Origin of the sequence: Calothrix sp. UHCC 0171 (assembly GCF_034931845.1) — a bacterium.
GTDB lineage: Bacteria > Cyanobacteriota > Cyanobacteriia > Cyanobacteriales > Nostocaceae > Brunnivagina.
This window is the reverse complement of sequence record NZ_JAYGHN010000006.1, coordinates 1-22,828: the sequence shown is the minus strand read 5'-3', so window position 1 is coordinate 22,828 and position 22,828 is coordinate 1. Positions and strand designations below refer to the sequence as shown.

Below are 22,828 nucleotides of genomic sequence, written 5' to 3'. Positions count from 1 at the left end.
GGGAGAGAAGGGGAGACACAAATAAAATTTTCTATTTTTCTATATATCTCTTTGTCACCACGTCACCGCGTCCCCGTGTCACCGCGTCCCCCTATCTTCATCTGTGTCTTTTTCTAATTGTTAATACATGCCGATTTGCGGAAGTAAGCCCAATTGTGGCAGCAAGTATAATGAGGCAATTAGTACAACCGTAGAAGCGAGAATCCACAAAACCACATCTCGGTCAGAACTGCGTAAAAAGCTCTGTAAAGTCAAAGGTGGTCTGTTGCCCAGAATGGATTTTGGTAATTTATCGCGGTAATCTTCACCATAGCGAGCAATTCTGGCAAAAGGTAAGCTTCCTTGAGTTTGCTTGGGTAAAATTCGTCGCCGTTGATAGGGGACTATGTCTAAATTGAAGTTATCCAAATATTCTTGAGTGTTGAGTAATTCATCAATCAAGCCTTTTAGACCTTTGGTTGCTAAAACAATCGACCAAGCGAGGGTTTCACGATCGCTATAAACTGGACGACCTAAAAGGCGCTGAATGCAGATTTCGACAAAGCGATAGTTATTGTTACTGTCGTAATTTAGTCGTCGAAATGAATCAGAAGTTGCTAATCCGCGAATAAAATCCCTGACAGTAATTTGACCAGCTTTTAGTTGTGATTCTAAATAAGGCTGGCGATTACTCGCTAACATTTGCTGTTCGTGGAAAACTTGATAATAAGCTGCCCAAATCAATTCATCAATGTTGCCTGAGTTAGGTATATTTTCCGTTGTGTAGATTCTCGGTTGTTCTTCCCCTGGAACTTCAAATCCTTTAACACGCTGATTTTGAGAGGAGGGTGAATAGGTTAATAGAGGAAGTGCCATCGTAAAATTCTATTTTTTAAAAACATCGATATCACTCTATCAAATTCAATCTTGACATAAATATTAGGATGAGCCGAATATCATTTTTTTGCTTATATTTACGATTAGACCTATAGTAATTTATTGAAATTTTATTACGAATAATATGCTTTTGTATGATTAATTAATTTACGGCTATTAATAAATAGCTTGAAAGTGGGGAATAAACAGCAATCAAGCTATTGTTTATGTTTAAAATGAGAATTTGTCTTAATCAAACTTTAGGTATTTTGTTTGTTAAGATTTATGATTTATGAAGATTTATTCGGATTTTTGTTCGACTCCGAACCCGACTAACACAACTTCTTCGAGGGATTTTCCTTCGGGGGGACGGCGATAGGTAAGAATTTTCCGGATGCGTAACTTGGGGTTAATCATCGTAATTGAATCCACTGCAACTACACGGGTATAGTTAGTAGTCATCAACAGTTCGGATTTGCTGGTATCGAAGTGGAAATCTGCAATGATGGGGCGTTCTTCCTCATAAGCCCGATCGCGTAGATATTTTCCTTGTAAAATAGTTGAGTCTGTCGATTCCGTGACAAATAGCATATTCAACTGTTGAGAAACTTTTTCGTCTTTTTCCGACACCGTTTGAAATTCTAAATGGTATCCCGGTAAAATATCGATGTCGTTGGGAATATCAAAATTGTTATCTTGAAGAACCTTGATTTTGAGGTCATTTGTAATTGCTTCAACAGTAAACTCTGTGTGCGATCGCTCTACTTCCTGTTGTGTGAGATAATGGTATGTGCGTTCGGTAGTCCAAGTCCCGACACAGTAATCAAAAAATTGTTGAAATTCTGAGATAGACATAGTTAGATGCTATTTGATGGTTGAGTTAATTATTTATTGGTGAATTACTAATTCCTGGTAAATTCTGCCATTTTTGTGATTAAATGGTCAAAATAAGGTGCGATCGCTTCTTGTTCGCTTGACTCACATCGTTTCAAACTGGCTGTTTTAATTCCTTTCAATCCAACTATCATGGCATCTAAAGGTACTTGTAATTCTGTATATAACAATTTCATGTAATGTAATCCTTCAGAACTGGTGTATTGCGAATGTTGTCCCGCAATTCCATAAGTAATGCAGCGTAAAAAGTGCCAAAAATCACGCCAGCAAGCTGCGGCTCGCTCGCTGGGATAAAGTCCACCTCCGGGACTGGTAATGTCGGGAAACTTGATTAATACTTGTTCGCGAGCTTCATCAACAATTTCTGTGACGCGATCACGCAAATTTCTGACTACGGGTATATATTGAGAGTTATTTGGAGCGAGTGCTTGAATTTGCTCTAATTCTGCATCTGTAAGATATTTACCTGCATCATCTGCCGCTTGGAAAATTTCTATTGCTGTGGATGGATGCGAAGTTTCCCATTTAGCAAAACTGACTATTCGAGATTTAGTAATTAGTTCTTTGACTTTTTCAGTTAATGGCATGGCTTGTTGATGAAAAAATTGGGAATTGGGAATTGGGAATTGGAATATAATCTCAATTTTTAATTGTGACAAATGCGATCGCTCTGACTCGGAAACTGTAAAATAAAGCAATAATCAATATCTGCCTTGTGTTGTATGCAATTCGACTCAATCGAGTTGATTGGAGTTTTAGGTATCTCTAGAAACCGGGTTTCTCTCAAAATCAACATGACTATTTCCGAGGCAACAGCAATAGAAACCGGGTTTCTCCCATTAAGTGGTAGTGCAAAATTAATCATACATTCCGAAAACTTCAAGCTCCTGTCATTGCGAGGAACGTAGACGAAGACTTCCCGCAGGGTAGCAATCGCAGTATATATTTAATTTTGCTTAACTACTTACCAAATACTTGATGTAGCGGAGAATATTTGGTTATTTCAGATTTTCGCGTTGGGGGAGAAATCGGGTTTTTGGGACTGCCATACTGATTGCGGTTTTTGCGTCAGGGGAAAACCTGATTTCTTAGGAATTTGCGATGCGTTCACAATCTGGATGTGGTTCAAATAAATTAATTGAGCCGGACAAGTCTTCGGTTTTTCAACCTACCAAGCTATCCGACTCGGTTTGATATTCGGATAGAGTCACCTCTATCACCGGGAAAGGTCTGGACTCCCTTGTGTACGCTCGATAAATTCCCATTTACCAACTCTGACTTTTGGGAGTGCTCACGCAAGAACCACAACCACACGAAAACCAACATTATTGTACCGACCTGCACGCGTACCAAAGTAGCGAAGAGCATAACGACATATCCAAGGATCGATGGTCCAAGAGCCACCACGCAGAAGCTTATTATCATTATTATCAATCCAAGCACTACCATCACTAGGTGCGCCATTGTAATTTTCATGCCAAGAATCTTGACACCACTCCCACACATTGCCATGCATATCATATAAACCAAAGGCATTGGGTGGAAAACTGCCTACAGGGGTTGTTTCTTGGCGATGTTCACCCTTTGGTGCTTGACCATAATTACCTCGATAGATTGTACCCTCATAATCCCAATCAGTCCCTCGATAATTTGCTAAGTCTGTCGTAATCGTTTCACCAAAATAGAAGGGTGTGGTGGTTCCAGCACGACAAGCATATTCCCATTCTGCCTCGCTAGGTAATCTGTAGGTGTGTCCTGTTTTCTGGCTTAACTTTTGACAAAATGTGATTGCATAATCCCAACTAACTTGTTCTACGGGTCGTTTCTCACCTTTAAAATAGGAAGGATTATTTTGATTGCCGATAATTTTCTGAAAGAAATTACCACTCATAACAGCTTGATATTGCGCTTGGGTAACTTGATATTTCCCCATGAAGAAACTGGGAACTGTAACTTGATGCTGTGGACTTTCCCTTTCCCTGTCAAATCTTCCCGTTTCCGTCTCTGGAGAACCCATCGTAAAAGTTCCTCCTGGTATCTGCACCATTTCCAAGGTGACACCATTCCCCAAGTCTTCAACTAAATATTTTGCTTGCTTTTGTTCCGGCTTTCTCACCTTCCCTCTATCATCAACAGTGACGGTTTGAAATTGAAATATTTGTAGGGGTAAGGGTGGTGAAATAATCGTGGGAGCAATAGGTTGATTTAGTGGTTGGTTTATTGGTTGATTTAGTGGTTGGTTTATTGGTTGGTTTATTGGCTGATTCAGTAGCTGTATTGCTTGTAAAGCTTCTGCGGCATTTTGGTAACGCTGACTCACACGACGGTTTACCATCCTCGTCAACACTTCCGCAAACCTGATATTAATATTCACCTTATCTTGCCAAATCACTTCCCCATCTTCATCGTCATCCAACAAATGGGGTGGTATTCCCGTTAATGCTTGGACACCAAGCATTCCCACAGCGTAGATATCGCTGGCTAATTTGGGTTTACCATTGAATTGTTCCAATGGCATAAAACCAGGTGTCCCAACTCCCATTGTCAAACTCGTTTGCCCAGAGTTTTTAAACATTATTTGTTTGACTGCACCAAAGTCAATTAATATCACTTTGCCGTCAACATGACGACGCATAATATTTTTGGGATTAATATCGCGGTGGATAATATTTTGTTGGTGGACAATTACCAATACTTCTAAAATTTCTTCTAAAAGCTGAGTCACTGCAACTTCAGGAATGTTTTTCCCTGGAGTGATGATTTTTGTTAAATCTACCCCGTCAATAAAATCTTGAACTAGATAAAACTCTTTCCCTACTTGAAAATATTCCGATAAATTGGGAATTTGCGGGTGTAATTTACCCAAATTGTAGAGGGTTGCTGCTTCCTGCTCGAAGGAATTTTTCACCCAATCTAATTGTGCATCCGTGAGATTATGAGTCTTGAGACGTTTAACAACACACTTCGGCTTAGGATTGATGGGAATACCCAAATCCTCCGCTAAATAGGTTTCACCAAATCCACCCTGCCCAAGAAGTGAGATAATTTTATAGCGATCGCGTAGAGTTTCACCTACCCGCATTGGAATTTACCTAAGCCATAGCAATTGAATTTATTCTCACAAATTTGTAAGCATAGAACAAGTTAGGGATTTTAGTAATTTTGTACGTTCCCTGTTGCAAGGTTTTGATTTCGTAGGAATACTCATTGAGGCTGCAAGAAAAAATACTAATTACCCTCATTTGTCAAGCTGCTTTGGCTGGTTGTCTCCCTAATCCTTTCCCGCTTTGCTGGTTTCAGTTGCGACATGCATCCAAAATCAACACCACATTATCCGCACCACAGCGTCGTAAACGTTCGGTGACAAAATTAATCTGTATTTCGTGTCTTCTCAACATGACTATTTCCGAGGCAAAAGCAATAGAAACCCGGTTTCTCCTATCACCGAATGTTTGATGTAGCCGAGAATATTAGCTTATTTCAGATTTTCTGGTTGAGGGAGAAATCAGGTTTTTGGGATTACCATACTGATTGGGGCTTTTGCGTCAGGGAAAAACCCGACTTCTAGGGATAGCTTGGTAAGATCGCCTGCAAGTTTCGCCAGATTAGATTACCTTAATTTTAAGTAAAGCAATGCTTGATCCTGTTTGGTAAGAGACAGCTACAGATGTTGAAACAAGTAAAACCACGCCCGAAAGCCACTTGGACGAACAAAATCTCGGAAGTTCCGCAAGCTGCTTGGGATGCTTTAGCAATACCATTAAAAACACCATTTTTAGAATGGGAGTGGTTGCATAATTTAGAGATTTCTGGTAGTGCAACTGCACGTAATGGTTGGTTGCCGAATCATTTGACAATTTGGCGAGACAAAACTCTGATTGCGGCGGCGGCGATGTATCTAAAGGGACATAGCCAAGGGGAGTTTGTGTTTGACCATCAATGGGCTGATTTAGCCCAACGCATGGGGATTGAGTATTATCCGAAATTGTTGGGAATGACACCTTTTACCCCTGCTGAGGGGTATCGATTTTTAATTGCACCCAATGAGGATGAAGATGAAATTACGGCAATTATGGTGCATGAAATCGATAGTTTTTGCAAAAATCACCAAATTCCTACTTGTAATTTTTTATATGTTGATCCAGAATGGCAACCTGTGATTGCAAAGCATGGTTTTACTGGTTGGTTGCACCACAGCTATATTTGGCAAAATCTGGGATTTAATAATTTTGACGATTATTTAGGGTTATTTAATGCTAATCAACGTCGTAATATTAAACGCGAACGCAAAGCTGTGGAAAAAGTAGGTTTGCGTTTACAAGCTTTAACAGGGGATGAGATTCAGCACTCATTATTACCCTTAATGTATGACTTTTATGCTGACACCTGCGATAAATTTGGCTGGTGGGGTAGCAAGTATTTAACAAAGCGATTTTTTGAATTATTGCATAGTAATTATCGCGATCGCGTCCTTCTGATGGCAGCATATAGCGAACAAGATAACCATCAACCCATAGGTATGTCTTTTTGTCTATATAAAGGCGATCGATTATATGGGCGATATTGGGGTAGTTTTCAAGACATTGATTGTCTACATTTTGATGCTTGTTATTATTCACCAATTGAATGGGCGATAAATAACGGCATTCAATTATTTGATCCCGGTGCTGGAGGTCGTCACAAAAAGCGTCGAGGTTTCCCGGCAATGCCAAACTATAGTTTACATCGCTTTTACAATCAGCGTTTACAGCAAATTTTGCTTCCCTACATCAGCGAAGTTAATCTTCACGAACAGCGCGAAATCGAGGCAATTAATGCAGAGCTACCGTTTAAGCAGTAGGGTAAAAGTTTAAGGAAAGATGGCAATGCGGGAATGGAGGATTAAAAAGACTGAAAATTGTCACCTCATTCCCCCATTTTCCTAGTCAAAATTTGGCACATTGAGCACTTATCAGTCATCCTTAAAAAAGGAATAAATATTAAATTTATTTCCCCATAAATCATTTTTTCCCAAGGAGACTTGAATGGGATTCACTGTCGAAAATCTCACAGCTATTGATGACCAACTTTCACAACGCCATATTGACCTTGACCCCGCAGGCTACTTTATTATTTATCTGGATCGGGAAGCAAAGTTAATTTGTGCCAAACATTTCACCAATGTAATTGACGATCGCGGTTTAGCGGTCGATCCGGAAACTGGAAAAGTTATCCCCGCACGCACAAAAGTCGAACGCACCCACACAACAGTTTTTACTGCTAGAACTGGGAAAGAATTGTGCGTCAAAATTTTTGAACAAACAAAACCCTGTCCTGTAACAATGTTCGACCATGCAGCATATCTAGGTAGAGAATTTATCCGCGCCGAAATCGCTTTGGTGACAGGGAAGGAGTATGTCCAGGATTAAATGGGGATGGGGGAAAAGGAAGAAGGGAAAAATTTTTCACTGACTAGTACAGTACGGCGGAAATGAAGCAACCATTCTAAAATGACAAAAAGCTTCTGAAATAAGCTTTATTCCTTCTGCCTTCTGCCTTCTTACTTCTGCCTTCACGTACTAGCAAATATATCCTCAAAACTCCGACTTCCACATCCCCAAAATCAACTATCAGAAGAAGAAGGCTGATTGACTTGGTACAAGTAATATGTTGCCATTGGAATCACAGTGGCAGCGATTAATAAACCAATAACCCAAGCTGTAGCATTACCTCGTTGTTTTTCCGTATCTTCAGCCTTGGTAAAAGTACTTCCCTCTACCTTTTCGATAATTTGTGGTGGCCCTGGGTCGGGTTGACCTGAAAGAACAGCGACAAGGCGATCGCTTGCATCCAGGAAGGCTTGATTATACTTGTCACCATCACGCAAGGGCGCTAAAAATGTCTCAAAGGCAACACTCTGAGCAATATCGTCTGACATCAATGACTTCACCTTGTCTCCAGTGAGAATGGCGATGCCATTACTAACAGTATCAATCATGAGGATAGTTTGGTTTGCTCGTGCTTCGCTGCTAGGAAACCATTTTTCCAGCAGTTTTTGCGTAAAGCTTTCGGGAGTTTCGCCATAGTCGAGACGGTGTACCGTCACAAATCTGACTTCATTCCCAGTTTTTTGGGCTAATTCCCCTAAAATACTGCTAATTTTCCCTTTGGTCGTGCGGCTAATAATATCACCTTCATCAACAACCCAGGTATCTGGTGTCAAATTCGGCATTTCATACACACCTGTTGCCAAAGCCGGTGTCGCCAATAGCGTAGCCGTCGTAAATGTAATAATGAGCGACAGAATAATTGCAGCAATGCGCGATCGCATAGTTGTATAAATGAGTTTTCGCCAGCTTACAATTTTGCTGAGGAGCTGTTTCATCTGAATTAACCAAAACACAGACTCCCCAAAAATACTACAGAATCAAGCTCAAAGTCTCGCTTTTTTGTCAAGTTTCCGGCATCATCTGAGGTGAATAAGCTCAACCACGTCTCAATTGCATAATCTAAAAACTTACAATTCTTGTAGTGTGGGCATCTTGCCCGCATCTTATGTGCAAATTAAATGTGGAACAGCTTACCCAACTCACTGCCAAGAACACTAGGATTTAAGCACAGTTCACGAAATATGCAACTAAGTCTGTTCTGTATGAAAATAAATCATATTATTAACATGACTTGACGACATAGTAATTCCAGCACAAAAACTACTATGACAATTAAAACCCCACTTTCAACAAAAGGGTCACAAATCGTTGACGCTAATGGCAATACCATCTTGCTGCGAGGAGTTAACTGGTTTGGCATGGAAACAGAAGTACATGTACCCCATGGATTATGGAGGCGAGACTATAAACATATGCTTGCCCAAATCAAACAATTGGGTTACAACTTTATTCGCTTGCCTTATTCAGTTAATGCATTGCGTTCCACCAATATTAATGCTGTGGATTTTAGCATTGGTAGTAATCGCGATTTTCAAGGGAAAACCCCTTTGCAGGTGATGGATATTATTATTCAGGAAGCCGCAAAACATGAATTATTAATCATGCTCGATAGCCATCGTCTTAATGATGTGACTATTCCCGAATTATGGTATGGAGATGGATTTACAGAAGCTGATTGGATTGATACCTGGAAATTATTAGGCGATCGCTATAAAAATCAAACTAATGTAATTGCCGCAGATTTAAAAAATGAACCCCACGGCAGTGCAACTTGGGGACAAGGAGACATCAAAACGGATTGGCGATTGGCGGCGGAACGTTGTGGTAATGAAATTTTGGCTATCAATCCTCATTGGTTAATTGTGGTTGAAGGTGTCGAAAAAAATGTGCCTAATCAACAATTATCAGGTCATTGGTGGGGAGGTAATTTAGAGGGAGTGAAGGATTTTCCAGTACGTTTAAATGTTGCGAATAAAGTTGTTTATTCTCCCCATGAATATGGTGAAGGAGTTTTTGCTCAAGCTTGGTTTAATGCCCCAGATTTTCCTCAAAACCTTTATGAACGTTGGCATAAAGGCTTTTTATATATTGCTAACAATGAAATTGCACCGATTTTGATTGGTGAGTTTGGTGGTCGAAAAATAGACTCTAGTACCAAAGAGGGAATTTGGCAACGTCAATTTATCGATTTTATTCAGCAGAATAATTTATCTTTTGCTTACTGGAGTTGGAACCCCAATAGTAGTGATACTGGTGGTATTTTGTTAGATGATTGGGTAAATATTGATATAGCAAAGCAAGAACTTTTAGGTAATTTGTTAAATGGACAAATTACTCCAGTACCGAATCCAACACCAACACCCGCACCGCAGGCGCAACTTGCCGTAGAAATCTTAGTCCAAGCTGACTGGAATAATGGTTTTTGTATTAATTTCCGCCTTACCAATCAGGGAACTGTCCCGACTCAAGATTGGCGACTAAATTTCACGTTGAATCAAGCAAAAATATCACAAACTTGGAATGGAAGTTATTCACTTCAAGGTGCAATATATGAAGTAATTCCTGCAAATTGGGCAAAAGTAATTCAACCAGGTAAAACAGTGGAAATCGGTTACTGTGCTGATAAGTTGGGAGAAAATTATAAACCTTCAGATGTCAAAGCCGTATTAGTTTAATTAGTTTAATTAGTTTAATCAATTAAATTAATTAATTTAAAAATATTGAGTTATATCGTTTCTCCAAACTCTGACAACACATAAAATAAATCTCCGTATCTCTCTATCTCCGCGTCCCCATCTATTACTTTATTTTGGAGAATGGGTATTAAGCTGATATGCGGCTAAATTGTATTAAGTTGAAAACGCAAAATTATTGTAGTGCGGAGAGGAGTTTCCGGGGAGATGTTCTTCACGGAAAACTCCGGGGCATCTTGCCCGCGTCTTATATCCAAATTAGATGCGCCGCAGCTTATGAGTGAGTAAATAGTTAAAAGACATCAGTCAATTGAGGAAATTAATGACTAACGACTCCTAACTATATCTAGAAATGAATTAATAATTATTCATTCTGCTAAACAATTATTCAGTTGTGAGTAAATTTGGTTAATATCCAGATTTCTACCAATAAAAACTGCTTGATTTTTAGGGTTAGTGCGCCATTCATCAGCATATAAGTGATAACGCTGCCCACTCATTTGAAAAATATGGCGTAATTCACTATCACTGAACCACAAAATTCCCTTAGCCCGAAATACATCAGATTTTGGCATTTCTTCAGTGAGGAAAATCTCAAATTTATGAACATCAAATGGTCTATCACTTTGAAAAGAAATCGAAACAAATCCATCATTTTCTAAATGATTTGAGTGATGTTCATGATGATGCTCATCGTGATGGTGATGATGCTCATGATGCTCATGCTTACGAGTCTCTTTCATGTCATGAGTAGCATACTCATTTATTGGAGTTAATGCCACACCTAAAATTAATGGTAATGACACTTCTCCATGTTTAGTGTGCAGAATTTTTGCACAATCTTTCACATCATGGATAATTTTCTCTACTTCGTATAGTTTTTCTGGAGTCACAATATCTGTTTTATTTAGAAGAATAATATCGCCATAGGTAATTTGTTTTAAAGCAGCTTCACTATGGAAATGTTCTTCAGTAAATGCCTCGGCATCTACTACTGTCAGAATAGAATCGAGGTTGGTTAAGTCCCTTAATTCTGTACCTAAAAAAGTTAAGACAATTGGTAATGGATCAGCTACGCCAGTAGTTTCTATGACTAGATAATCAATGCGTTCTTCTTTTTCTAAAACTCGATAAACTGCATCAACTAAGTTATCGTTGATTGTACAACAAATACAGCCATTGGTAAGTTCTACCATATCTTGTTCTACAGAAACTAGCAATTGGCTGTCGATGTTAATATCACCAAATTCATTTACAAGTACAGCAACTTTTAAATCTTGCTTATTTTTGAGAATTTGATTTAGTAGTGTAGTTTTGCCACTACCTAAAAATCCGGTAATAATAGTCACAGGCATTCCTTTTTTCGGAATCTCCAGACTTGGATTTGAAGTTGCTGTTGTTAGTTGATTCATAATCAATTCAAATTCCCTCAATTTCAAAATTTTAGTTATCATTAGTGATTACTAAGAGTTAGTTTTGAAAAGCCTGACTAACTACTTCCTATCTCACCTATCCTCTTACTTACCTAAAGCAACATCAGTGCTACTTCTTTGGCAAAGTAAGTCAAAATTAAATCTGCGCCTGCACGTTTCATGCTGGTTAATGTTTCCAAAATTACCTGTTTTTCATCAATCCAACCCATCTGGGCGGCGGCTTTAATCATGGCGTATTCGCCACTAACGTTGTAGGCTGCAACTGGTAAATTTGTAGCTTCTTTTACCTGACAGATAATGTCTAAGTAAGCTAGGGCAGGCTTTACCATGACAATATCTGCACCTTCAACAATATCTAGTTCCACTTCTTTTAAAGCTTCTTTGGCGTTAGCTACATCCATTTGATAAGTCTTTTTGTCGCCAAATGTCGGCGCTGAATCTAAGGCATCCCGAAATGGTCCATAGTAAGCAGAGGCGTACTTGGCAGAGTATGCCAGAATACCCACATTAATATAACCTTCAGCATCTAAAGCTTGACGAATTGCGCCGACTCTACCATCCATCATGTCGGAAGGTGCAACAAAATCTGCTCCAGATTCCGCTTGAGACAGTGCCATTTTCACTAACACTTCTACTGTCGGATCGTTTAAGATATTCCCTTTTTCATCAACTAAACCATCGTGACCGTGAGTTGTAAAAGGGTCAAGGGCAACATCGGTAATTACAACAATATCTGGAACTGTTTGTTTAATGGCTTTGACAGCTTGCTGTACCAACCCTTCTGGGTTGTAGCTCTCTGTACCTGTGTCGTCTTTTTTATGGTTGGAGATAACAGGGAAAAGAGCGATCGCATTAATTCCTAATTCAGATACTTCTGTTATTTCTTTGAGCAATAAATCTACAGAATATCGATAACAACCTGGCATGGAGGTGATTTCGACTTTTTGTCCTTCACCTTCGATGATGAACATCGGATAAATCAAGTCATTCACTGTCAGAGTATTTTCCCGCACCATGCGTCGCAGGCTGGCAGTCCGACGTAGGCGACGGGGACGCTGAAACAAGTTTAAGGACTTATCGGTGGTCGAATTTACAGGCAACATTGGGCTTCTATGGAATAATAATCATTATTGTACACTTGCTATGGAGATATGGGAAGTGTCGCTCCGTATCAGCCGACACGCCCTGTCTCAACTCTCAAAATCGACTTTTCCTGAAAATAAATCTATTCAAAAAGAATCAAACCATAGCCATTCTTAACAAGAACGTCAAATAGTGTAGGGAATGATTTGGAGCCAATCAAAAAAACTTTTGATAAAGTTATAGTTTTTTGTATTAAACTTCGCTTTTATTGAAAAATATTAATGCTAATTCTAGTGAAACAATATTTTTTTGATGTTGATTGTGATTTAAATTTATGACTGGTTCTCGAAATGATTGGTTTCCAACTTCTATATGGCGATTTAAATTAGATAATTCTCAACAAATCAATCAACTACTATTAACATTTATAGCTGAAGAAAAAACACAAGATAGTACCAACATACAATCTGCGAATCTGCTACTTTGGGATAATATAGATAATTTACAGCGACAATTAAGTTTTAGTAAATTTAGTATGATCGTACAAAAAAATGTTACTGAAGTGGCAAATTTTCTCAATTGGGACTTGAATCAATTTAAAATAAAAATTACCCATTGTTGGGCAAATATTCATCAAAAACATGCCGATACTTCGGTACAAAGTCACTATAATTCACTCTTAAGTGGTATCTATTTTTTAAAAAGTCCTGTAAATTCTGGAGGTATATATTTTCATGATCCTAGACCGGCGCTAAATGCGATCGCTCCTCCATTAAATGACTTGAATATGTGGACTTTACCCAAAATTACTTATAAACCTTATGAAGGTGTGATGTTATTGTTTCCTAGTTGGTTATCACATGGTATGGAAACAAATTTAAGTGACGAAGATAGAACCTATATTAGTTTTGAACTTGGGATAGTTCCCGTCATTGAATAAATACTCTCCCTGGTGACGATTAAACATCTTGAGGGTTGAGTTTTGCCATTTCCCAAGTGGTATAAGTACCGATTGGACTCCAAAGTAAGTAGGGAATTAGTAGTAAACTAGCCCACATTGATACAAAAATAACAGAAAGAGTCAGTAATAAACCGATGATAAACCCAGTACCGCCAATAATCGTACCCACCTTTAAACTACGAAGTCGAAACATCACTGGGGTATAAGCAATTGTGACAATTTCCAAGAGTAGATATATTCCCATCAAGAACCAAGTCGTTGTATTTCCGGGGTTACGTTCCCATACAATGTATGCGGACCAAGCTCCACAAACAAAAACGGTAGTCCAAATTACAGGAATCAAGCCCTCAAAAGTCAGCCAACGCGGACGTTGCAAACGTTTAAACCATTTTGTGTCATCTGGAGTGATAAAATTTGCACAAAACGCAAATATTAGGGTGACACCAGCAATTACCATCCAAGACTTAATCATCTTTAACCTCTAAGATCATGTTTGTCTAATCATTTACGATTAAAATTTCTTCGTGTTTCTAAGTCTCTGTGTCAGCTTTAATGATAAATAAGTATTTAACCGGACATGATATGAGACTATGAATTTGCCACGATTAGATTCTTAAGTATTGGAGTTGAATAAGAAACAACAAAACAACGTCACAGAAACTGTCGATTCGCTCATTGATTTTAACTGAATCAGGATTAATTAATTCTTACAGAGTTTGCGATCGATACTATTTAATCGATTTCATTTTTATAATTTGTGGTATCCCTGTGTTTTAAATAATCCCTTTATTCAGACATTTTACTGACTTCTGAAATTATCTGTGAACTACCAGAAGGCTGAATGTGGGATCAAAATTTCAGAGACGCAGCATTACTACGTCTCTACTAAGGCTGATTACTTGCTAATTACTTGCTAATTACTTACCAATCAAATTATCAGCTAGGCACTAAAATACTTCGCTACAGGGTGATAAGTAATTATTGCCGTCGTACTTTGCTCAGGATAAATTTGCTCGCTTTCATCCATGTACATCTTCATCCTTTGGGCATCCAACAACTCCAGTTGCTTGTACTGATCTTGAATATTCGGACAAGCAGGATAGCCAAAACTATACCGCGAACCGCGATACCTTTGCGCTAACATATCCCGAATATTGTCGGGTTCATCAGCCCCAAAACCTAATTCACGGCGAATTCTGGCGTGTGTCCACTCGGCTAAGGCTTCTGCTGTTTGCACTGCTAATCCGTGGAAATACAGATAATCCGTGTATGCATTCTCTTTGTATAGCTGCTGGGCGAATTCGGTGGCTATTTCTCCTACAGTTACAGCCTGCATGGGGAAAACGTCAATCTTTCCTGTTTCCTTGGGTGCAAAAAAATCGGCAATACACAATCTTTTACCGGAACGTTGTCGGGGAAATTCGTATGCAGCAACCTGTTGGCGATGATTTTCGGGATTGTAAATGTACAACGTATTTCCCTGAGAATTACATGGGAAATAACCGTAAATTACTTGGGGATGTAGTAAGTTTTCGGCAACTATTCGCGTTTTCCAATGGTCGAGAATTGGGTATACTTTCTCTTTTAAGAAAGCTTGGTATTCCTCCTTAGTTTGTTCCTTTGGCTTTCTAAATTGCCACTGTCCAGCGATTAATGCTTGTAAGTCTAAATGCCAGAATATTTCTTCCCAAGCAATATTACCAGGTTGCAGTAATTTTGTTCCCCAAAATGGTGGTGTTGGACGTTCAATATTGACATCTACCGCTTCGGAACGTCGAGTGTCTATTTCTCTTGGCTCATTGGCTTGTTTTTCTTTTTTCGCTGCTAGCTTTGCGGCATCTACATCTCTAAAAACAACATCATTTTCAGATGTAAATTCACCAGAGAATCCATTAAAGTCATCCCAACTCGTTGATGCTTTTGCTGGCATTAATTTGTCCATAAAGTGCAAGTCTGAGAATGCATCTTTGCCATACACAACTTTTCCTTTATAGACATTTTGGCAATCCTCATACACAAATTTAGGTGTCAGAGCTGCACCACCTAAAATTACAGGAACAGTAATACCTTTTTCGTTGAATGTTTCCAGATTTTCCTTCATAAAAGCGGTAGATTTTACCAACAATCCACTCATTGCAATACAATCAGCCCGATGCTTTTCGTATGCTGCAATGATGTTCTCTACAGATTGTTTAATCCCCAAGTTAATCACCTTGTAACCATTATTGGTCAAAATGATATCAACCAGGTTTTTACCAATGTCGTGAACATCCCCTTTGACAGTGGCGATAATAAACGTCCCCTTGGCACTACTTTCACCAGTCTCCGATTTTTCCATGTGGGGTTCGAGGAAGGCAACCGCAGCTTTCATTGTTTCCGCAGATTGCAAGACGAAGGGTAACTGCATCTGTCCAGAACCAAATAATTCGCCGACAACTTTCATCCCATCCAACAGATAAATATTCACAATATCTAATGCTGGATATTTTGTTAATGCCTCCTTCAAAGCAGCTTCTAAACCAATACGTTCTCCATCGATAATATGCTGCTTCAACCGTTCCTCAATTGGCAGATTATTATCAACACCCTTGTCGCGTTTTGTCGTCACTCCCTCAAACATTGTTGTCAATTCGCCCAAAGGATCATAAACGCAGACATCACCAGCGAATTTGCGGCGATCGTAAATTAAATCACGACAAATCTGTTGATGCTTTTCCTCAATCTTGGCGAGCGGTAAAATCTTGGCAGCACTAACGATCGCTCCATCCATTCCCACTTGCATGGCTTCATGGAGAAACATCGAGTTAAGTACAATCCGGGCTGCTGGGTTCAAACCAAAGGAAATATTTGATACACCCAACATAAAGTGACACCCCGGTAAGTTCTCCTTAATCCGACGAATCGCTTCAATTGTGGCTTTGCCATTTTCCCGGTCTTCTTCAATCCCAGTGGAAACTGGTAGAGCTAAAGTATCAAAAAATAATTCATGTGCAGGAATCCCGTATTCTACAGCCGCACGATAAGCCCGTTGGGCAATTTCAAATTTTTTATCGGCTGTCCGTGCCATTCCTTCTTCGTCGATAGTACCAATTACTACTCCAGCACCGTATTTTTTGGCTAATTCTAATACTTTGAGAAAGCGTTCCTCGCCATCTTCGTAATTGGTGGAATTGAGTATGCATTTACCTCCGGCAACTTTTAACCCCGCTTCCATTTTTTCCCATTCAGTGGAATCGAGCATCAAAGGCAAAGTCACATTATTAACAATGCGCGAAACTAATTCCCGCATATCCCGCACACCATCACGCCCGACATAATCCACGTTCACATCAAGGATATGTGCGCCTTCTTTTACTTGCGCTCGTGCTAAGGAGACTAAACCGTCCCAATCTTCAGTATTGAGCATTTCCCGGCATTTTTTGGAGCCGCTTGCGTTTAATCTCTCGCCAACAATTAAGAAAGAATTTTCTTGTGTGTAATTTTGTGTACCATAAATCGAAGCTGCGGCTGGCTCTAGTTGCGGCTGACGAATTTTTGGCTTCAGTTCTTGAGCAATTTCTGCCATTGCTTGAATGTGCGCTGGACGTGTCCCACAGCAACCCCCGATCGCTTGGACACCCAAATCTTCAACAAAATGCATCAACGCCATCCGTAATTCCATCGGCGTGAGTTTGTAGTGCGCTTGTCCACCGACGTTTTCTGGTAAACCTGCATTGGGTATACAGGAAACTACGAAGGGTGAATGTTCTGATAAATACTTGATGTGTGGTTTCATCAAGTCGGGACCAGTAGCACAGTTTAAGCCGAGAATGTCGATTTTGTAAGGTTCGAGAATGGTGACAACGGCACTAATTTCCGTACCTACGAGCATGGTTCCCATTGTTTCCATTGTCACAGAAACCATAATCGGTCTTCTGGCATTTTTCTTTTTGAAGACTGCTTCCACACCATTTAGGGCAGCTTTAATTTGCAGGACATCCTGGCAAGTCTCAATCATAAATAAATCGACACCACCATCCCACAAAGCTTCTGCTTGGTTAGCAAAGTTTCGTTCGAGGGTATCATAGTCAATATGTCCAAGGGTAGGTAATTTTGTCCCTGGACCCATTGAACCCCCGACATAACGAGGTTTTTCGGGTGTGGAAAATTCCGCAGCACATTGTTTGGCTAATTCTGCGGCAGCTTTATTCAGGTAGTAAGCTTGATTTTGAAGATTGTATTCAGCCAGTACAAACTCGGTACCTCCAAAGGTGTCGGTTTCAATTACATCCGCACCCGCAGCCAGGAAATCGCGGTGAACTTTCGCGACTGCTTCCGGTTTAGAGTGAACGAGATATTCATTACAACCTTCGTATTCTGCACCACCAAAGTCTTCCGCAGTCAGATTTTGGGATTGTAGGTTAGTTCCCATCGCACCATCGAATACTATAACAGGGCGATCGCTACTGTGTAGCCGTTCCAGAAAAGATTGGGTCATATTAGAGAAATGGAATTACTAAAATTTTCCACTTAATTTCATATTGTCGCTAATTTTTACCCAATATGAATCATCTAATGTCAAAGATGCTCAAGGGAGAAATATCAATTTTCGGTGGCAAGTTTAAAAGTATAGTAGTTGCCTAGTTATAAGCCATGGCTGGATATTAAAATTACACTTAAGTAATATGGGTGAGTATAGTAAAAATGCGAGATAGCGTCTGGATAACTAGGTTGTTGGCAATTTCTCTGGTCATTTTGGCTGCGATCGTGCTTTTGTTAAGTAATAAGGAAGTGTCGAATTCCAATCTGACTGCCAATTCTCAGTCGCCTTCAGAACAGAAGGCATGGAGTCCGGCGAATGTACAATATCAATCAGCTATCAAACCAACAATTCCCACACCCAGTCAGTCTCCTGATAATCAAGTTGTTGCTGTCACACCAAAACCGCAACCAATACAAACAAATAACCAAAAAGCTAATCAAAAAGCCAATCAAAAAAACAATCAAGTTAGCAAACCGCAACCTTTACCCAAAACAGTATTTACAACTACCGCAACTTTTAGCAGCTATCAACCCAAATATACAGTAGCTTGGGCTGACCCAAGTAATTATGGCGATCGATTTGCTACTGATATTCATGGTATGCCCTTAATGAATCCACCGATTATTGTTCTCCATGAAACTACAAATTCAGCACAAAGCGCTGTCAACACTTTTAAAACCAATAATAGTGGAGATGAAAACAGACAAGTTAGTTACCACACGTTAATCGCCCGCAATGGATTAGTTGTCTACTTAGTTCCCCCAGACAAGCGTGCTTTTGGTGCAGGTAATTCTGTCTTTGAGGGTGCTGGAGGAATTGAGACGGTACAGACGAATCTGAATTTAAAACCATCTGTTAATAATTTTGCTTATCACGTCTCATTAGAGACACCACCCGATGCTTGGGACAAAAATGTAAGCAGTCATAGTGGATACACAGATGAACAGTATTATGCCTTAGCTTGGTTAATTGCCCAAAGTGATGTCCCCGATGACAGAATTACTACCCATCGTGCTGTAGACCGTTCTGGGCAACGAATTGATCCTGTGAGTTTTGATTTTGATAAGTTTTTTAATATACTTCACACATTTAGAGTCAAGAATGCTTAAGCTGCCATCAGCAGGTGTTTTTATTTCTTGGATGTAGTTTACACTTACTGTAGCTTCTCTAATACATGAGCTAAATACTTATACTGCTCCAATGTATTGTAAATTTGTGCCGAAATTCGCATTAATAATTTTGCTTCACTTAAAGTTGTATCACCCTCCCAAGAAAGCACCTGTACTTCAATCCCAAATTCATCCAACAACTTATCATGTAGCGATATATGGTTATATTTCAATGTCTTTGGTAGAGGTATAACAGCCATCGAAGCAATCATTTCCTCTGGACATGGTGGTAAAATCTCCAGAGCCGAGCAAATAATTTGCCTTCCTTGTACAACTAATTCATGGTTACGCTGCATCAACTCATCCCATCCACCAGGTAAAAGCGAACCCATAAACTGAATTGCTTTGGAAACAGACATATATGCTGTCGGATCATCAGTTCCCATCCAGTCAAATTCTAACTGAAAGCGGCTTTTGTGTGTGAGTGGGGAATTGGCTCCGTGACTAATTGTTAAAGGACGAATTTCTGCTTGCTTCTCTCGCTTTACATAGAGAAAAGCTGCACCTTTGGGGGCACACAACCATTTATGACAATTTCCTGTGTAGTAAGTCGCACCAATTTCTCGCAAATTTAAAGGCAGTATTCCTGGTGCATGGGCACCATCTACTAAGACATCGATATTTCGCTGTTGTAATTCCCTAATTAACTTCTGAATCGGAAATATTAAACCTGTCTGACTTGTGACATGATCAAATAGCACTAAGCGAGTTTTCGGGGTGCATTTCGCCAATATTGCATCAATAATTTGCTGCGGTGATGCAATCGGAAACGGAATATTGGCAACCACGATTTTTGCCCCTGCGCGATTGGCAACAAAATTTAGTGCATTGCGACAAGCGTTATATTCATGGTTCGTGGTTAGTAATTCATCATCAGGTGCAAACTTCAAAGAACGTAATACCGCATTGACTCCAGTTGTGGCATTGGGAATAAATACTAAATCTTCGTCACCTGCACCCACAAACTCCGCTAACGTATTTCGGGATGCATCTAATAATGATTCCCACTCCCTGCCAAAGAAACGTAGTGGCTCATTTTCTAATTGCGATCGCAATTTTGCCTGTAGCTGTAAAATCTGTCTTGGACAAGCACCAAAGGAGCCATGATTGAGAAAGGTGATATTTTTGTCCAGTAACCAAAACCTCTGGAAATATGCATTCTGAAGTTGGGATTTGGCAATCTGATTTTCCATCCTTTTCCCCTTCAAGTCCAGAGGTGTACTCGATAATTTGGCTTTTATTTTGGTTTTAATTTAAAACTCCCCAGGCGGGATTCGAACCTGCGACCAATCGGTTAACAGCCGACCGCTCTACCACTGAGCTACTGAGGAATGCAGCGCACATTTACTAATAATAGAGGTAAAAATAAAAAATGGCAAGTATTTGGGAAAAAATTTTTATTTTTTCTGCAAAAGCGCTCCAGTAGGTGCTTTCAAGAGATTTTTGCATAGCAGATTGTCCCTCTGCTAATGAGCGAGAGAAGCACAAATGTACAATTGGGACTACAAACAGGGGCGATAACTCGCTACAAACCCATTCGTAATTCCGCGAGACGCTGACGCGCCTTGTCATCAATAGCATTTGCTAAAAATCTTCCTTTCGACTGTTTGCGGGGATTGTATCTTTGCTTTGTTCGACAAACAGTAGCCTGAACGTCATAACACAACTGCTGTGCAGACATCCATTCGGCTCCATATCCCTGTATCATCAATTGTTGGGCGCGGTCTGATGTAGCGACAATTATCCGCGAAATTAGCGATTGGGTGACTTGATAGCGGAATGAGGCACAAGTTTTCTCTATGTAAGTATCGGCAGTCTGTCCAAAATCGGTATAGTAGACCGATACAAGTTCTGTAATGACTTCTTTATTACCACAAGTATTTTGATACTGGGCATCAAATACTATGTTGGTTTGATAACCTTGAAAAGCGCTGTAACTAGTCATTGATTCGACTAATTCGCATCTTGCGGCTTCGAGTCCGTCAGTATCGCGAGTTTTTTTAAGGCAAGACCAGGCTCCAATTATATTGTAGCCGTCCACGAGCAGAACGGGTGGTGGGGAAGAGGACATGGGTAATTGATGGCAATTTTCTAGAGTTAACAAAATCATTCATAACTCTTATAGTAATTCAAGCATCTTATGTAACATGGTGTTACATAGGATAAAAATAGCAAGCTATCAAGAAGCGATCGCAAAATAAAGGTCAAGATTGGGAAAAATAGGGAAAATATCAATGAACCATGATTTAAGCATTTTCATGGGGACACAGTTTCCTTGCCGCGTCTCCCATTTTCCCCATGTCCCCTTCCCTTAAGATGGATAATCTAGCTGCATTAAGCGTTGTTTCAAGCGTTGGGCATCTCCACTATCAACTAAAACGCCTTTTTCCAATAGAAAAGCCCCGTCGCAATAATTTAACTCATCCAAGCGATGCGTCACCCAAAGAGCTGTAATCCCACGACTTTTGACTAATTTACGGACACCTGCAACCAACTCTATTTGACTATCGGGGTCGAGTAATGCTGTTGGCTCATCCAATAATAGAACTTCACAACGTCGGGCAAGTGCGCCGGCGATCGCTACTCGCTGTTTTTGTCCACCGCTCAAGGCATAAATTGGTCTTCGTAATAAAGATTGCAAATTTACTGCACTCAAAGCTTCATTAACCCTCTGGGCGATCGCTTTTATAGGTAGCTTCTCCTCTACCAATCCAAAGGCGATATCAGCGCCAACCGTAGGCATAACTAATTGGTGATCGGGGTTTTGAAACACGAACCCAACAGGTTGTAAGACTCGTATTTCACCCGATTGAGGGGCGAGTAACCCTGCCAACAGCCGCAATAAAGTTGATTTGCCACTACCGTTAGTGCCTAAGAGCATCCAAAACTCACCCTTAGGTACTTGCAGCGAGCAAGATTTAATCACTTGATCTCCCGTAGACCAGTTAAAGTTTAAATCTTTGACTTCGATGCCGCTTGTCACAATAGTTTACTCACAATGTTTATATGGTCTGAAGTTTATTCAACTGTGGCAGTGAAAAAGCCCGGAGTTCTGCCCGCAGCCGCCGCACCATCCTTCTGACTCACCTGCACTCCAGAGATTTCACTTGCCCGGACGGCAATTTTTTTCTCAGTTTTACCTTCGCACTTCAGTTCGATAATATCAGGGGTTCCCGATCGCATCGCTGCCAGTACCAGTTGATATACTGCCTCTGCATCTTCAGATGTCTTACGCTGTACCGAAAGCGGGAAAGCGGTATTTTTTACAGTTAAATCGATATTGAACATTTAGCCTTAATCAAATCTCATTCTCCGCAATCATTCTAACGCTCGCTCAGTATCATCGTGAGAAATAACCTCAAAGAAAGGGTATTGGTTATGAAGTATGAGTTGAGATGTTGCGTTTGTAATTCAGATCATTGCTCCCGATACAAAAATCGTCAAATCCTCTCTCCAGTTACCCTTGACTCTCGATTCTGCGCTTTGAAGTCTCTTTTTCTCCCCTTGTCTCCTCCTTTCTCCTTGCTAATTTTTTAATATTGCCTTAATATTTCGCAATCTCTTCTCAGTTAAGCTTTTCCAGCTTTCTGGCTGGCATTCAACGTGAAATTAAATTAAAAACCCCTGGAAAAATTAGTAATTTACTCCTAATATGATTAGAGTGGGTAAAAAATTGTAAACTGAGTTGACAACCCAGTTAAGTATCTGCCTATAGACTTATTTATTCATTTTTCAGTCTGTAGATAGGTAAAACCCCCGTAATTATAAAATCTTGGAGATTCATTTAAC

At 39.9% G+C, this 22,828-nt stretch carries 19 protein-coding genes and 1 tRNA gene; 6 read left to right on the top strand and 14 right to left on the bottom strand.

Annotated elements, in window-relative coordinates:
- Positions 1 to 120: 120 nt before the first annotated feature.
- The 3 genes from VB733_RS06665 to VB733_RS06655 all read right to left on the bottom strand — a co-directional run bounded on the left by VB733_RS06665 (position 121) and on the right by VB733_RS06655 (position 2,447).
- Positions 121 to 855: a phycobilisome rod-core linker polypeptide gene (locus VB733_RS06665; RefSeq protein ID WP_323339306.1), complete on the bottom strand. Its 735-nt coding sequence runs from the start codon at positions 853 to 855 to the stop codon at positions 121 to 123.
- A 300-nt stretch (positions 856 to 1,155) separates the two neighbouring features.
- On the bottom strand, positions 1,156 to 1,710 hold the full coding sequence (locus tag VB733_RS06660; RefSeq protein ID WP_323339305.1) for a phycobiliprotein lyase: 555 nt from the start codon (positions 1,708 to 1,710) through the stop codon (positions 1,156 to 1,158).
- A 47-nt stretch (positions 1,711 to 1,757) separates the two neighbouring features.
- The gene (locus VB733_RS06655) at positions 1,758 to 2,447 is read right to left on the bottom strand and encodes a phycobilisome protein (protein ID WP_323339304.1); all 690 of its coding nucleotides are present in this window, start codon (positions 2,445 to 2,447) and stop codon (positions 1,758 to 1,760) included.
- Positions 2,448 to 2,471: 24 nt separating this feature from the next.
- Here VB733_RS06655 and VB733_RS06650 point away from each other — a divergent pair, with 24 nt between their 5' ends.
- Positions 2,472 to 2,657, top strand: coding sequence for a hypothetical protein (locus tag VB733_RS06650; protein WP_323339303.1), 186 nt, complete (start codon positions 2,472 to 2,474; stop codon positions 2,655 to 2,657).
- Positions 2,658 to 3,040: 383 nt separating this feature from the next.
- On the opposite strand, the gene VB733_RS06645 is transcribed toward VB733_RS06650, so the two are convergent.
- Complete coding sequence (locus VB733_RS06645; RefSeq protein WP_323339302.1) at positions 3,041 to 4,831, bottom strand: bifunctional serine/threonine-protein kinase/formylglycine-generating enzyme family protein; 1,791 nt, start codon at positions 4,829 to 4,831, stop codon at positions 3,041 to 3,043.
- Positions 4,832 to 5,416: 585 nt separating this feature from the next.
- Here VB733_RS06645 and VB733_RS06640 point away from each other — a divergent pair.
- Positions 5,417 to 6,589 (top strand): GNAT family N-acetyltransferase, encoded by a 1,173-nt coding sequence (locus VB733_RS06640; RefSeq protein ID WP_323339301.1) that lies wholly within the window; start codon positions 5,417 to 5,419, stop codon positions 6,587 to 6,589.
- A gap of 184 nt (positions 6,590 to 6,773) precedes the next feature.
- A complete protein-coding gene (locus VB733_RS06635; RefSeq protein WP_323339300.1) occupies positions 6,774 to 7,157 on the top strand; it encodes a DUF4346 domain-containing protein in 384 nt (127 codons plus the stop codon).
- Between the two features lie 194 nt (positions 7,158 to 7,351).
- Here VB733_RS06635 and psb32 read toward each other — a convergent pair whose 3' ends face one another.
- On the bottom strand, positions 7,352 to 8,113 hold the full coding sequence (gene psb32, locus VB733_RS06630) for a photosystem II repair protein Psb32 (protein WP_323339299.1): 762 nt from the start codon (positions 8,111 to 8,113) through the stop codon (positions 7,352 to 7,354).
- Between the two features lie 330 nt (positions 8,114 to 8,443).
- Here psb32 and VB733_RS06625 point away from each other — a divergent pair, with 330 nt between their 5' ends.
- The gene (locus VB733_RS06625) at positions 8,444 to 9,853 is read left to right on the top strand and encodes a cellulase family glycosylhydrolase (protein WP_323339298.1); all 1,410 of its coding nucleotides are present in this window, start codon (positions 8,444 to 8,446) and stop codon (positions 9,851 to 9,853) included.
- 386 nt (positions 9,854 to 10,239) lie between these two features.
- Here VB733_RS06625 and VB733_RS06620 read toward each other — a convergent pair whose 3' ends face one another.
- Positions 10,240 to 11,283 carry a GTP-binding protein gene (locus tag VB733_RS06620; RefSeq protein ID WP_323339297.1) on the bottom strand — a complete coding sequence of 348 codons (1,044 nt, stop codon included), beginning with the start codon at positions 11,281 to 11,283 and terminating at the stop codon, positions 10,240 to 10,242.
- A 113-nt stretch (positions 11,284 to 11,396) separates the two neighbouring features.
- Entirely contained in the window at positions 11,397 to 12,407 is a 1,011-nt protein-coding gene (hemB, locus tag VB733_RS06615; RefSeq protein WP_323339296.1) for a porphobilinogen synthase, read from the bottom strand.
- 314 nt (positions 12,408 to 12,721) lie between these two features.
- Between hemB and VB733_RS06610 the strand changes: the two genes are divergently transcribed.
- Positions 12,722 to 13,327 (top strand): TIGR02466 family protein, encoded by a 606-nt coding sequence (locus VB733_RS06610; RefSeq protein ID WP_323339295.1) that lies wholly within the window; start codon positions 12,722 to 12,724, stop codon positions 13,325 to 13,327.
- Between the two features lie 19 nt (positions 13,328 to 13,346).
- On the opposite strand, the gene VB733_RS06605 is transcribed toward VB733_RS06610, so the two are convergent.
- Positions 13,347 to 13,820, bottom strand: a complete 474-nt coding sequence (locus VB733_RS06605) for a TspO/MBR family protein (RefSeq protein WP_323339294.1) — start codon at positions 13,818 to 13,820, stop codon at positions 13,347 to 13,349.
- Positions 13,821 to 14,288: 468 nt separating this feature from the next.
- On the bottom strand, positions 14,289 to 17,825 hold the full coding sequence (gene metH, locus VB733_RS06600) for a methionine synthase (protein ID WP_323339293.1): 3,537 nt from the start codon (positions 17,823 to 17,825) through the stop codon (positions 14,289 to 14,291).
- A 206-nt stretch (positions 17,826 to 18,031) separates the two neighbouring features.
- Between metH and VB733_RS06595 the strand changes: the two genes are divergently transcribed.
- Positions 18,032 to 18,979 (top strand): peptidoglycan recognition family protein, encoded by a 948-nt coding sequence (locus tag VB733_RS06595; RefSeq protein ID WP_323339292.1) that lies wholly within the window; start codon positions 18,032 to 18,034, stop codon positions 18,977 to 18,979.
- Positions 18,980 to 19,023: 44 nt separating this feature from the next.
- Here VB733_RS06595 and VB733_RS06590 read toward each other — a convergent pair whose 3' ends face one another.
- The 5 genes from VB733_RS06590 to VB733_RS06570 all read right to left on the bottom strand — a co-directional run bounded on the left by VB733_RS06590 (position 19,024) and on the right by VB733_RS06570 (position 22,327).
- Complete coding sequence (locus VB733_RS06590) at positions 19,024 to 20,232, bottom strand: aminotransferase class V-fold PLP-dependent enzyme (protein ID WP_323339291.1); 1,209 nt, start codon at positions 20,230 to 20,232, stop codon at positions 19,024 to 19,026.
- Between the two features lie 66 nt (positions 20,233 to 20,298).
- Positions 20,299 to 20,370: transfer RNA gene (locus VB733_RS06585), tRNA-Asn, on the bottom strand.
- Positions 20,371 to 20,564: 194 nt separating this feature from the next.
- Positions 20,565 to 21,110: an NYN domain-containing protein gene (locus VB733_RS06580; RefSeq protein ID WP_323339290.1), complete on the bottom strand. Its 546-nt coding sequence runs from the start codon at positions 21,108 to 21,110 to the stop codon at positions 20,565 to 20,567.
- A 240-nt stretch (positions 21,111 to 21,350) separates the two neighbouring features.
- Positions 21,351 to 22,025: an energy-coupling factor ABC transporter ATP-binding protein gene (locus VB733_RS06575; protein ID WP_323339434.1), complete on the bottom strand. Its 675-nt coding sequence runs from the start codon at positions 22,023 to 22,025 to the stop codon at positions 21,351 to 21,353.
- 32 nt (positions 22,026 to 22,057) lie between these two features.
- Positions 22,058 to 22,327 carry a hypothetical protein gene (locus VB733_RS06570; protein ID WP_096615230.1) on the bottom strand — a complete coding sequence of 90 codons (270 nt, stop codon included), beginning with the start codon at positions 22,325 to 22,327 and terminating at the stop codon, positions 22,058 to 22,060.
- Positions 22,328 to 22,828: the final 501 nt, after the last annotated feature.

What these genes read in the sequence shown, in the direction of transcription:
- VB733_RS06595 (WP_323339292.1), top strand. Translation starts at nt 18,032, where the DNA reads ATGCGAGATAGCGTCTGGATAACTAGGTTGTTGGCAATTTCTCTGGTC.
- VB733_RS06580 (WP_323339290.1), bottom strand. Translation starts at nt 21,110, where the DNA reads ATGTCCTCTTCCCCACCACCCGTTCTGCTCGTGGACGGCTACAATATA.
- VB733_RS06570 (WP_096615230.1), bottom strand. Translation starts at nt 22,327, where the DNA reads ATGTTCAATATCGATTTAACTGTAAAAAATACCGCTTTCCCGCTTTCG.
- VB733_RS06605 (WP_323339294.1), bottom strand. Translation starts at nt 13,820, where the DNA reads ATGATTAAGTCTTGGATGGTAATTGCTGGTGTCACCCTAATATTTGCG.
- VB733_RS06610 (WP_323339295.1), top strand. Translation starts at nt 12,722, where the DNA reads ATGACTGGTTCTCGAAATGATTGGTTTCCAACTTCTATATGGCGATTT.
- VB733_RS06640 (WP_323339301.1), top strand. Translation starts at nt 5,417, where the DNA reads ATGTTGAAACAAGTAAAACCACGCCCGAAAGCCACTTGGACGAACAAA.
- hemB (WP_323339296.1), bottom strand. Translation starts at nt 12,407, where the DNA reads ATGTTGCCTGTAAATTCGACCACCGATAAGTCCTTAAACTTGTTTCAG.
- VB733_RS06645 (WP_323339302.1), bottom strand. Translation starts at nt 4,831, where the DNA reads ATGCGGGTAGGTGAAACTCTACGCGATCGCTATAAAATTATCTCACTT.
- VB733_RS06625 (WP_323339298.1), top strand. Translation starts at nt 8,444, where the DNA reads ATGACAATTAAAACCCCACTTTCAACAAAAGGGTCACAAATCGTTGAC.
- VB733_RS06635 (WP_323339300.1), top strand. Translation starts at nt 6,774, where the DNA reads ATGGGATTCACTGTCGAAAATCTCACAGCTATTGATGACCAACTTTCA.
- VB733_RS06620 (WP_323339297.1), bottom strand. Translation starts at nt 11,283, where the DNA reads ATGAATCAACTAACAACAGCAACTTCAAATCCAAGTCTGGAGATTCCG.
- VB733_RS06590 (WP_323339291.1), bottom strand. Translation starts at nt 20,232, where the DNA reads ATGGAAAATCAGATTGCCAAATCCCAACTTCAGAATGCATATTTCCAG.
- VB733_RS06650 (WP_323339303.1), top strand. Translation starts at nt 2,472, where the DNA reads ATGCAATTCGACTCAATCGAGTTGATTGGAGTTTTAGGTATCTCTAGA.
- VB733_RS06660 (WP_323339305.1), bottom strand. Translation starts at nt 1,710, where the DNA reads ATGTCTATCTCAGAATTTCAACAATTTTTTGATTACTGTGTCGGGACT.
- VB733_RS06665 (WP_323339306.1), bottom strand. Translation starts at nt 855, where the DNA reads ATGGCACTTCCTCTATTAACCTATTCACCCTCCTCTCAAAATCAGCGT.
- psb32 (WP_323339299.1), bottom strand. Translation starts at nt 8,113, where the DNA reads ATGAAACAGCTCCTCAGCAAAATTGTAAGCTGGCGAAAACTCATTTAT.
- metH (WP_323339293.1), bottom strand. Translation starts at nt 17,825, where the DNA reads ATGACCCAATCTTTTCTGGAACGGCTACACAGTAGCGATCGCCCTGTT.